Origin of the sequence: Achromobacter agilis (assembly GCF_900496965.1) — a bacterium.
GTDB lineage: Bacteria > Pseudomonadota > Gammaproteobacteria > Burkholderiales > Burkholderiaceae_B > Achromobacter > Achromobacter agilis.
Window position 1 is genome coordinate 1 of the sequence record NZ_UFQB01000048.1, and the last position, 9,930, is coordinate 9,930.

The following is a 9,930-nucleotide window of genomic DNA, read 5'->3' on the forward strand; positions in this document are numbered from 1 at the left end:
CTGCCCGGCCTGGCCCGCGGGCGCCTGGGCGGGCGCGCCGGCGGGCTGGCTGGAGGCGGCGTTGGCGCTCCAGAGCGGTGCGCGGCCCTGGAGCGCGGGCGCGGCTTCGGGATACTGGGCGAGCAAGGCGAGAATCGTGCGCGCGGTACTGCCCAGCGTGGTGGGGGCCGAGGCCGTGGTGTCGCTGCTGGTGACCAGCCCGCGGGCGGCCAGCGCAAGCGCGGCGGCGGTCTTGGCGTCGACGACAGTATTCTGGCGGTCGCCGCGGGCGCCGCCCGCCTGTATGCCTTGCCGGGGATCGCGGACCGAGCCGTCGGACGGTCCGGGCCTGTCCAGGCTGCCGGGTTGGCTGACTGCGTCCGGCCGGGCGCCGGAGACGAGATTCGCGTTGGCGGCGGACATCGTCGTGCCGAGCACGGCGTCCAACCGCTGCACTAGGACGCTGCCGAGTGCGGCGGGGCCTACGCTCATTCTTCAGGCGCCTGGTAGCCGTAGGCGGACAGCAGGGTCTGCTGGCGCTTCATGCGTCCCAGCAGTTCGCCCAGGCGGGCTAGCTGCGGAAGCGCCAGATCGCGCGTGAGCGCGTCGTTTTCCAGGATGCGCACGAGCAGGTCGTATTTCATGGCGCGGCCGGCTTCGTCCAGGGGGGCGGTGTATTCCACTTGGCGCAGGCGTTCTACCCGTTCGCAGTACTGTTGACCATGGACCATAGCTCCGTCCCAGTCGCCGGCCTGGGCGGCCGCTAGCATTTCTCCCGTGATGAGAGCGATCTCCTGGTAGTGTTCCAGGATAGGAGAGGTGAGCTGGGTAATCGACGTCATGGAGATCTCGGGCATTCGATGGCTGGGCTGTGTGTGCCGTGTCGTTAAGGCAGCACGTCCCCCGCAGAGCGATCTATGGATGTCTGCCAGGCCTCGGCCAAGTCCGCCAGCAGGCGATCGGCCGTTTCGAGCGCTTCCGCGTCTGCGCGCAGGTTTGCCAGCAACAGTGTGCGGACGATGTAGTCGTACAGACGGGCGAGGTTCGCGGCAATTTCGCCGCCCGCCTCCATGTTCAACCCGGTCTTGAGGCCTTCGTCGACGATCTTGATCGCCTTCGAAAGCGCCGCGCCACGCTCCATCGTCCTGCCTTCCTGCAGATGGAGACGGGCCTGCCCGATCGCCGCCCGGGCTCCCATGTACAGCAGCGAAATCAGCCTTTCCGGGCTGGCGCCCAGGACCTGGGTTTCCAGACCGATGTCGGTGTAGGAACGCACGGAATAGGAGCCGGTCGGACGGCGGGCGGCGTAAGTCATCAAGGCATCTTCTATAAATTACTTGGATTTGCTCAGGGCCGCGAACTGCTGGGTCAGGTAGTTGGCCGTGACAGTCTGCTGCGATACAAACTTGTCCAGAGCGATGAATTGGGCGCGCATGGCAGCAATGGACGCGTCGCTCGAGGCTTTGGCGCGGACGAGCTGGTCCTTGACGTCCTTGATGGATTCGTTCAAGCCATCCTGGCTGATCTTGATGGAGCCGTTGCTGCCAAGAACGGTCTTGGTGGCGGCGTCGAAGCGGGCCGCGAGGCCGTCGGTCGACGTCATGATGCGCTTGACGTCGGCGGGGTTGGCGGTCAACGCCTTGTCCAGTTCCTTCTGGTCCAGCTTCAACTGGCCGGTCTTGGGATCCATTGCAATACCCAGGTCGGCCAGCGAGCGCAGTGCGCCCTCGGACGTGACCACCTGCAGTGCGTTGGACATGGACGATTGGATGCCGCGGGCGGTGTTGTCGCCGGTCAGGGCCTGGTTGGTTTCGGCGGCAACGTCGAATGCCGTCAGTTTGCCGATGGTGCTTTGCAGCGAGTTGTAGGCATTGACGAAATCCTGGACCGCCTTGCTGGCCACGCTGGTGTCGCTCTGCAGCTTCAGGGTGACGACTTTGTCGGCGCCCGTCGTACTGTCCTTGCCGGTAATCGCGGTCAGGTTCAGCGTGATGCCGTCGATGGCGGTCGAGACATTGTTGCTACCGCTCTTGACGGTGATGCCGTTGATTTCGATTTCCGAATCCGCCGCCGCGGTCTGTTGCGTCAACTGCGCGCCGGAGCCAGAGTTGTAGCTCAGGATATTCTGCAGCTTCTGGTCGCCAGTCACCGTGATGGACTTGACCGACGCCTGCTCGCCCGTGTCCTTGGCGCTGAGCATCAGGTAGCTGCCGTTTTCATTGGTGATGATCGTAGCGCGCACGCCGGCCTTGTCGTCGCTGTTGATGGCCTTGGCGATGCCGTTCAGCGAGGTGTCGCCGTTCAGCTCGATGGTGCGCTTGTCGCCGTTGGTCAGTTCGATCTCGAACGAGCCGTCGGCCCCGTTGGAGGCCGTGCGATCGCCGACGTTACCGGATTGCAGGGTCTGCGCGGCAGCCAGGCTTATCACCTTGATGGCGTATTCGCCCATCGTGGCGCCGTCATCGCCGATGGTGGCGGTCAGTCCATCGCCCACCACGTTGGCCTTGACGGCGTCCAGCGTCGAGGATTTGCCCAGGGTTGCCGCCGCTTTTTGCAAGGCTTCCACCGCGCTTTGGATCTGGCCATAGGCGCTCACCCGGGCTTCGTAGCTGGCTTGACGGTTGGTGTACAGGCTCAGCTTCTTGTCCTCAGCAGCCTGAAGCTTCGTGAGGATGTCCTCAAGCGGGAGTCCGGTGGTCGAACCGAGATTAGTAATAGAAGCCATGTGAAATCCTTCCTAGCAATGCGATTCTGTCAAAAATACGGAGCCGGCGATTGGCCGGGTAAGGGCATAAGGCATGCCTAATTCGGTGTTTCTGTTGCGGATTGGCGCTAAAACTGCGTAAAACACCGTTTTAATCCGCGCATCAGGCACTGGTCTTGATGCCGTTGCCCTGCATGTTCACGATCATTTTGGCTATTTTCAGCACGGTCTCGCTGGGGATGGTGCGCACGACGTCGCCCGATTCGGCATCCACGATCGACACCACGACCTGGTGCACGTCGGGGTCGATTTCGAACTGAAGCTGGGTGGACCAGGCCTTCATCTGGTCGTTGATCTCCTCCAGGGCTTTGTCCAGGGGCAGCTTTTGCGAATCGGCTTGGCCGGACGTGGCGCTGTCGGAGGCTCCGCTGTTCGTCGCGGCGGCGGCGGGCGTGACGCTGATGGCGGGATCCGCCGCGACGGGAGCGGGCGCGACCGGCACAGGGGCGAACGAAGCGGGGGCTAACGGGGTTACGGCCATGATCACTCCAACGGCGATGTGGGCGTCTCGGAGGAACGCGCTGTTTTCAGGGAATTCTCAGCTACCATTACGGCAGGCGCGCAAGGAACTTTAGCCTTCGGCGAGCCAGATGTTTCACACGCTAATGGTTCGGATGGGGCAATGAGTGTCAAGACGGCGCTGCGAGTTATCGAAATCATCGAAACCTATGCCCGCGAAAAGCGCGCCTTGCCGCTGTCGGAACTGGCCCGGCTGCTGGACGTCCCGGTTTCCAGCTGCCTGGCGCTGATACGCACCCTGACCGGCCTGGGCTATCTCTATGAAACCGGGCGGCGCCAAGGCTACTACCCGACGGGCCGGTTGCTGGCCATGGCGCAGCGCATCGCGCGCGCCGATCCGGTGCTGGACCGCGTGTATCCCAGCCTGACGGAGCTGCGGGACGCCACCCGCGAAACCATCGTTTTCGCGAAGCTCAGCCAGGACGGCCGGGTGGTGTACCTGGACGTGCTGGATTCACCACATACGATCCGATACGCGCCGGTTGCCGGCGAGTTCAAGGACGTACATGCAAATTCGCTGGGAAAGGCGCTCTTGTCGCTGCTCGACGAGGGCGCGCGCGATGCGCTCCTGGCCGGTATGCCGATGACCCGCCACAACGAGCGCACGCTGGTCACGCGCGAGGCCTTGCTGGCCGATCTTCAGTTGTCGCGGCAGCGCGGGTGGTTCATGAACAGCGGGGAATCGATTCCCGATGTGGGCGCGATCGCCTGGCCGGTCACGCTGTCGGGCGAGCATTACGCCATTTCGGTGGGCGGCCCGATCTACCGGATCGAGCCGCAGCAGGAAAACTATGCCCGCATTCTGCGGGCAGCCTGCACGGGGCTCGAGCAGCAGGCCTGATCGCGGTCTGCCTGCCCGAGGGGCTCAATACGATTTGGGCAGCCCCAGCACCTTTTCCGCAATGAAGCACATGATCAGTTGCGGGCTGACGGGCGCAATGCGGGGGATGAAGCTCTCGCGCAGCAGCCGCTCCACATGGTATTCCTTGGCGTAGCCCATGCCGCCCAGCGTCATGACGGCGGTCTGGCAGGCGTTGTAGCCGGCCTCCGCCGCCAGGTATTTGGCCGTGTTGGCGTAGGGGCCGCAGGGCTTGCCCGCGTCGTACAGGCTGGCGGCCTTGAACACCATCAGGTCGGCGGCCTCCAGCTGCATCCAGGCTTGGGCCAGCGGATGCTGGATGCCCTGGTTCTGGCCTATCGGGCGGCCGAACACGGTGCGTTCGCCAGCGTACTTTACTGCGCGGTCCAGCGCGGCGCGGCCGATGCCCACCGCCTCGGCCGCGATCAGGATGCGCTCGGGATTCAGGCCGTGCAGGATGTATTCGAATCCCCGGCCTTCTTCGCCGATGCGGTCGGCCACGGGAATGCGCAGGCCGTCGATGAACAGCATGTTCGAGTCCACGGCCTTGCGGCCCATCTTCTCGATCTCGCGCACCTCGATCCGCTCGCGGTCCAGGTCCGTGTAGAACAGCGACAGGCCCTGCGTGGGCTTTTCCACTTCGGCCAGCGGGGTGGTGCGCGCCAGCAGCAGCATCTTGTTGGCGACCTGCGCCGTCGATATCCAGATCTTGCGGCCATGCACGATGTATTCGTCGCCCTGGCGCACGGCGCGGGTGCTGAGCTTGGTCGTGTCCAGGCCGGCGTCCGGCTCCGTCACGGCGAAGCAGGCCTTCTCGCGGCCCGCGATCAGCGGCTCCAGCCAGCGGCCGCGCTGCTCGTCGGTGCCGAACACGACGACGGGGTTCAGGCCGAAGATGTTCATATGGACGGCCGAAGCGCCGGTGAAGCCCGCGCCGGAGGCGGCGATGGTCTGCATCATCAGCGCGGCTTCGGTCATGCCCAGGCCGGCGCCGCCGTACTCCTGAGGCATGGCGATGCCCAGCCAGCCGTCGCGCGCCAGGTCGGCGTGCAGCGGTTCCGGGAAGCCGCCTTCGCGGTCGCGCTCCAGCCAGTATTCGTCGGGATAGCGGTCGCAGATGCGGGAGACGGCATCGCGCAACGCCAATTGCTCGGGAGTGAATTCAAAGTCCATCAATCGTTTCCGTCCTGGGTGATGCCACGGGCGACCATGGCGTTGATCCGTTCGGCGTCGTAGCCGGCTTGCGCCAGCACTTCGCGGCTGTGCTCGCCCAGCCGGGGGGCGGGGCGGCTCAGGGAGGTGGGGGTGCCTGCATATGTGCCCAGCGGCGCGGTAGTGCGTATGGGGCCTTCGCTGGGGTGCTCCAGGCGCCGGATGAAACCGGTCGCGGCCAGGTGCTCGTCTTCGATCAGGCCATCGACCGTATAGAGCTGCGAAGCGGGGATGTCCGCCCGCGCAAGGTCTTCCAGCCATTCCCGGCTGGAGCGCGTGCGGACCACGTCGGCGACGAAGGCGTAGACCTCGCTGATATGCGCGGCGCGGGCGCCGTGCGAGCAGAAACGCGGATCCTGCGAGAGCTTGGGCTGGCCGATCAGGTCGAAAAAGTTGCGCCAGTGCTTGTCGTTGTAGATCAGCAGGCAGATATAGCCGTCGGCCGTGGCATAGGGCCGGCGGTGCGGCGCGAGCAGGCGCGCGTAGCCGGTCGGCCCCAGCGGCGGCTCGAACGTGGCGCCGCCCAGGTGATCTCCCAGCACGAGGTGGGCCATGCCTTCAAACATGGGGATCTCTACCTGCTGGCCGCGTCCCGACGAGCGGGCGTGCAGCACCGCGGAGACCAGCGCGATGGCCACGTGCAGGCCGACGGCGCGGTCGGCCAGGGTCAGCGGCGCGTAGCGCGGCAGTTCGCCGCTTTGCTGGGCGGAGAGGGCGGCAATGCCGGTCTGGCCCTGGATCAGATCGTCATAGGCGGGCCGGCCGGCATAGGGGCCGGCTTCGCCGAAACCATAGGCGCCCAGGTAGACGATGCGCGGATTGCGGGCCGCGACCGCTTCATAGGACAGGCCCAGCCGGGCCATGGCCTGAGGCCGGATGTTATAGAGCAGGGCGTCGCAGCTTTCGGCCAGCTTCAGGCAGGCGTCCAGGCCTTCGGGCGTCTTCAGGTCGAGCACGACCGAACGCTTGTTGCGGTTCAGGTGCAGATACAGATGGCCCATGCCGGGGTTGCGCATGGGGCCGACGGCCCGCAGGTTGTCGCCCGCGGGCGGCTCCACCTTGATGACGTCCGCGCCCAGGTCGCCCAGGACCTGGGTTGCGTAAGGCCCCATGACGACCGAGCTCAGGTCCAGGATGCGCACCCCGGCCAGGGGGCCGGGAGCGGCGGAGGCGGATTGTGCGGTCATTGCTGTTCGATTCCCGCGTCGCGGATCAGCTTGCCCCAGAGGTCGCGCTGCTCGCCGACGAACTGGCCGAAGGCTTGCGGCGTGCTGGAGAAGGCGTCGAATCCCAGGTCGGCCAGGCGCTTCTTGACGTCGGGCTTGGCGACGACCTCGTTGATCGCGGCATTGAGCTTGGCGACGATTTCAGGCGGCAGGCCCGCCGGTCCGAAATAGCCGTTCCAGGAGTTCAGGTCGAAGTCCGGCACGCCGGCCTCGGCCATGGAAGGCAGGTCCGGCACGATGGCGCTGCGTTCGGCCGTGGACACGGCCAGGGCCCGCAATTGGCCGGACTGGACGAAGGGCAGGCCGGACGCCAGATCGGTGAACATGAAGTCCACCTGGCCGCCGACCACATCGGTCAGGCTCTGGGGCGTGCCTTTATAGGGCACGTGCAGGATATCGATCTTGGCGCGGTTGGCCAGGGTGGCGCCGGCGACGATGCCCGTGCTGTTGCCGCTGGCGTAGGTAATGCGGCCGGGATGCTGGCGCGCGTCGGCAATGAGGTCGCCGACGGTTTTCCACGGGCGCTTCGGGTTCACGACCAGAATGAAGGGCAGGTTGCCGCCCCGGGCGATGGGCGTGAAGTCCTTGACCGGATCGTAGGGCACGTTCTTCATCAGCCACGGCGCGGCGGAATGCGAGGTATTGGTGGTGACGAACAGCGTATAGCCGTCCGGCTTGGCGCGCGCCACGTAGTTGGCCGCGATGGTGGCGTTGGCGCCCGGCTTGTTTTCCACCACGATCTGCTGGCCCAGGATGGCCGACAGCTCAGAACCGAAGATGCGGCCGACGGCGTCCGTGCCGGAACCGGCCGGGAAGGGAACGATCAGCGTGATGGGCTTGGTGGGGTAGTCGGCGGCCTGGGCGGCCGGGACGGCCATCAGGGCCGCCCCGCCGGCCAGGACGGCGCTCAGCAGGCTTGTGAATTTCATGGGGTGTCTCCTGTGTTGTCGTTCCGGGTCGCGGCTTCTGCGGCCGCTCTCCCGGGCGGTGCCGCGTCAGGCGGCAGGGGGATTTGCCGGAAAGCCGCGAATGACGCGGTCGGGGGATTCTTCATACGGGGGCGTGTAGATCACCAGCAGGCGCGCGGGCTCGTCGCTGGTGACCGTGAACACGTGGGGAACGTCGGGCGGGAAGTAACAGCAGTCCCCGGGCCCCATGTCGGCCCATTCGTCCTGCACCTGGGCGCGCGCCGTGCCCGAGATCAGGTAGCAGACCTGTTCGATGCCGGGATGGGCGTGCGGCAGGGCGCCTTTGCCCTTGTCGATGACCCCCAGCAACACTTCCACTCCGCGCGAGCCGACAGTGTCCGGGCCGATCAGGCGCCGGTTGAGGGTGCCGGTGTGATTGGCGGGGTGGTAGCCGGGGACATCGGCCTCGCGGACCAGCCAGCTGGGCGTCTTGGGTTGCGTCATGGGTGTTCCAATAAAATTCTCATACGTGAAATCATTTTTACGTATGAGAAAAATAACGGCAAGCGATTTTTCCGGCGGGATACCGTGCCGCGCCCTAGGGGATTAGGGAAAACACCGGGCCCGGACTGCTAAAATCCAAGGCTGATCCCACTTCACGGCCCCGCCATGTCTTCTGTACGCACGCCTGACGCTTCCGCAACCCTGGCCGATTGGCTGCAGTATCTGGAATCCATCCACGCCACGGCGATCGACATGGGCCTGGACCGGGTGCGGGAAGTGGCGGCACGCATGGAGCTGGCGCTTTCCGGCGTGAAGTTCGTCGTCGGCGGCACCAACGGCAAGGGTTCCACCTGTGCCATGCTGGAAGCCATCCTGCTGGCGGCCGGCTACAAGGTCGGGCTGTATACCTCCCCTCATCTGATCGATTTCAACGAGCGCGCCCGCATCAACGGCCAGATCGCGACGGACGAGGCCCTGATCGCCCAGTTCCAGGCCGTCGAGGCGGCGCGGGGCGATGTTTCCCTCACGTACTTCGAGTTCACCACATTGGCGATCCTGCGGCTGTTCTCGCAATCCCGCCTGGACGCGGTGGTGCTGGAGGTGGGGTTGGGCGGCCGCCTGGACGCCGTCAATATCGTCGATGCCGATTGCGCCATCGTCACCAGCGTCGACCTGGATCACACCGACTGGCTGGGCGATACCCGCGAGAAGATCGGCTTCGAAAAGGCCCACATCTACCGCGCCGGCCGTCCTGCCATCTGCAGCGATCCGGTGCCGCCGCAATCCCTGCTGGACTACGTCGCGGAAATCGGCGCCGACCTGTGGCTGTTCGGCCGCGACTACAACTACTCCGGCGACCGGCAGCAATGGGCCTACGGCGGGCGCGAGCAGCGCCGCAACTCGCTGGCCTATCCGGCGCTGCGCGGCGCCAATCAGCTATTGAACGCCTCGGCCGCGCTGGCCGCGCTCGAATCCATTCGCGACCGCCTACCGGTGCCGCAGCAGGCCGTGCGCCTGGGGCTGCTGCAGGCATCGCTGCCCGGCCGCTTCCAGATCCTGCCCGGCCAGCCCGCGGTCATCCTGGACGTGGCCCACAACCCGCACGCCGCGTCGGTGCTGGCCCTGAACCTGGACAACATGGGTTTCCACCCGTATACCCACGCAGTGTTCGGCATGCTCAACGACAAGGACCTGGCCGGCCTCGTGGCCAAGCTGGGTACGCGCATCGATTACTGGTATTGCGCCGGGTTGCCCGGTCCGCGCGGCACTTCGGGGCAGGCGCTGGCCGGGCAGGTCGCCGCGGCGCTGCCGCCGGTGCCGGCGGGGGGCGAAAGCCCGGGGATCACGTCATATGCCGACCCCGCCCAGGCCTTCGCGGCAGCGCGCGAACGGGCGGGCGAGAATGATAGAATCGTGGTGTTCGGATCGTTTCTCACCGTAGCCTCGGTTTTGCAGGCTCTGGGTCGCAAGGCATAGGCAAGAACGGGTCAAACGCTCCTGGGCGGCCCGCCGCCATATAGCCGCAAGGAATTCTCCTCCATGGGTTTTTTCAATCGCAAAGATCCTGCCGACCAGGCGCCATCCTCCAAAAGGGCGGCAGTGCCTAGCGAGGTCCAGGCTGCGGAGCTGCGCGGCCGCGCGCGGCGCAGGCTCGCGGGCGCCATCGCGCTGGTCCTGGCAGCCGTCATCATCCTGCCCATGGTGCTTGATTCCCAGCCCGTGCCGGTGGCTGACAACATTCCCATCAAGGTGCCGGAACGCAATACGCCGTTCCAGCCGCAAGTGAGCGAACCCCAGGCCGTCGCGCCGGAGACACCGGCGCCGGGGGCCGCGCCGACCGAACCTTCGTCCGTGCCTACGCCGCCGCCAGTCACGTCCGTGCCACCGCCCGTCGCCGCGGCGCCGACGCAGCCGCCCGCCGCGCAGCCGGCCACCCCACCCGCTACGCCGCCGAAGCCG

General features: G+C 66.1%; 10 protein-coding genes and 2 pseudogenes. 3 read left to right on the plus strand and 9 right to left on the minus strand.

All coding sequences use genetic code 11. The features are described 5' to 3' along the window. The 5 genes and pseudogenes from AGI3411_RS29760 to AGI3411_RS29780 all read right to left on the minus strand — a co-directional run. A pseudogene (locus AGI3411_RS29760) lies at positions 1 to 471 on the minus strand (flagellar hook-length control protein FliK); the annotation flags it as partial. Further along, positions 468 to 821, minus strand: a complete 354-nt coding sequence (locus AGI3411_RS29765) for a flagellar protein FliT (protein ID WP_129530897.1) — start codon at positions 819 to 821, stop codon at positions 468 to 470. The pseudogene AGI3411_RS29760 and the gene AGI3411_RS29765, both read right to left, overlap by 4 nt. A gap of 44 nt (positions 822 to 865) precedes the next feature. Next, positions 866 to 1,294: a flagellar export chaperone FliS gene (fliS, locus tag AGI3411_RS29770; RefSeq protein ID WP_129530898.1), complete on the minus strand. Its 429-nt coding sequence runs from the start codon at positions 1,292 to 1,294 to the stop codon at positions 866 to 868. An 18-nt stretch (positions 1,295 to 1,312) separates the two neighbouring features. Beyond that, positions 1,313 to 2,704 carry a flagellar filament capping protein FliD gene (fliD, locus tag AGI3411_RS29775; protein ID WP_129530899.1) on the minus strand — a complete coding sequence of 464 codons (1,392 nt, stop codon included), beginning with the start codon at positions 2,702 to 2,704 and terminating at the stop codon, positions 1,313 to 1,315. A 142-nt stretch (positions 2,705 to 2,846) separates the two neighbouring features. Further along, a complete protein-coding gene (locus AGI3411_RS29780) occupies positions 2,847 to 3,224 on the minus strand; it encodes a flagellar protein FlaG (RefSeq protein ID WP_129530900.1) in 378 nt (125 codons plus the stop codon). Positions 3,225 to 3,365: 141 nt separating this feature from the next. Here AGI3411_RS29780 and AGI3411_RS29785 point away from each other — a divergent pair, with 141 nt between their 5' ends. Continuing rightward, the gene (locus AGI3411_RS29785) at positions 3,366 to 4,103 is read left to right on the plus strand and encodes an IclR family transcriptional regulator (protein ID WP_129530901.1); all 738 of its coding nucleotides are present in this window, start codon (positions 3,366 to 3,368) and stop codon (positions 4,101 to 4,103) included. Between the two features lie 24 nt (positions 4,104 to 4,127). On the opposite strand, the gene AGI3411_RS29790 is transcribed toward AGI3411_RS29785, so the two are convergent. The 4 genes from AGI3411_RS29790 to AGI3411_RS29805 all read right to left on the minus strand — a co-directional run bounded on the left by AGI3411_RS29790 (position 4,128) and on the right by AGI3411_RS29805 (position 7,971). Further along, entirely contained in the window at positions 4,128 to 5,294 is a 1,167-nt protein-coding gene (locus AGI3411_RS29790) for an acyl-CoA dehydrogenase family protein (protein WP_129530902.1), read from the minus strand. Next, a complete protein-coding gene (locus AGI3411_RS29795) occupies positions 5,294 to 6,520 on the minus strand; it encodes a CaiB/BaiF CoA transferase family protein (protein WP_129530903.1) in 1,227 nt (408 codons plus the stop codon). The genes AGI3411_RS29790 and AGI3411_RS29795 overlap by 1 nt, the downstream gene beginning before the upstream one ends. Then, on the minus strand, positions 6,517 to 7,488 hold the full coding sequence (locus tag AGI3411_RS29800) for a Bug family tripartite tricarboxylate transporter substrate binding protein (RefSeq protein ID WP_208748212.1): 972 nt from the start codon (positions 7,486 to 7,488) through the stop codon (positions 6,517 to 6,519). Before AGI3411_RS29800 ends, AGI3411_RS29795 begins: the two co-directional genes overlap by 4 nt. 66 nt (positions 7,489 to 7,554) lie before the next feature. Further along, a complete protein-coding gene (locus AGI3411_RS29805; protein ID WP_129530904.1) occupies positions 7,555 to 7,971 on the minus strand; it encodes a cupin domain-containing protein in 417 nt (138 codons plus the stop codon). A 165-nt stretch (positions 7,972 to 8,136) separates the two neighbouring features. Between AGI3411_RS29805 and folC the strand changes: the two genes are divergently transcribed. Both folC and AGI3411_RS29815 read left to right on the plus strand, forming a co-directional pair. After that, positions 8,137 to 9,447, plus strand: coding sequence for a bifunctional tetrahydrofolate synthase/dihydrofolate synthase (gene folC, locus AGI3411_RS29810; protein ID WP_129530905.1), 1,311 nt, complete (start codon positions 8,137 to 8,139; stop codon positions 9,445 to 9,447). A gap of 63 nt (positions 9,448 to 9,510) precedes the next feature. Continuing rightward, positions 9,511 to 9,930: pseudogene (locus AGI3411_RS29815) on the plus strand (SPOR domain-containing protein); the annotation flags it as partial.

Coding starts and splice junctions, on each gene's coding strand:
- AGI3411_RS29765 (WP_129530897.1), bottom strand. CDS start 821: ATGACGTCGATTACCCAGCTCACCTCTCCTATCCTGGAACACTACCAG.
- AGI3411_RS29785 (WP_129530901.1), top strand. CDS start 3,366: ATGAGTGTCAAGACGGCGCTGCGAGTTATCGAAATCATCGAAACCTAT.
- AGI3411_RS29800 (WP_208748212.1), bottom strand. CDS start 7,488: ATGAAATTCACAAGCCTGCTGAGCGCCGTCCTGGCCGGCGGGGCGGCC.
- AGI3411_RS29795 (WP_129530903.1), bottom strand. CDS start 6,520: ATGACCGCACAATCCGCCTCCGCCGCTCCCGGCCCCCTGGCCGGGGTG.
- AGI3411_RS29805 (WP_129530904.1), bottom strand. CDS start 7,971: ATGACGCAACCCAAGACGCCCAGCTGGCTGGTCCGCGAGGCCGATGTC.
- folC (WP_129530905.1), top strand. CDS start 8,137: ATGTCTTCTGTACGCACGCCTGACGCTTCCGCAACCCTGGCCGATTGG.
- fliS (WP_129530898.1), bottom strand. CDS start 1,294: ATGACTTACGCCGCCCGCCGTCCGACCGGCTCCTATTCCGTGCGTTCC.
- AGI3411_RS29790 (WP_129530902.1), bottom strand. CDS start 5,294: ATGGACTTTGAATTCACTCCCGAGCAATTGGCGTTGCGCGATGCCGTC.
- AGI3411_RS29780 (WP_129530900.1), bottom strand. CDS start 3,224: ATGGCCGTAACCCCGTTAGCCCCCGCTTCGTTCGCCCCTGTGCCGGTC.
- fliD (WP_129530899.1), bottom strand. CDS start 2,704: ATGGCTTCTATTACTAATCTCGGTTCGACCACCGGACTCCCGCTTGAG.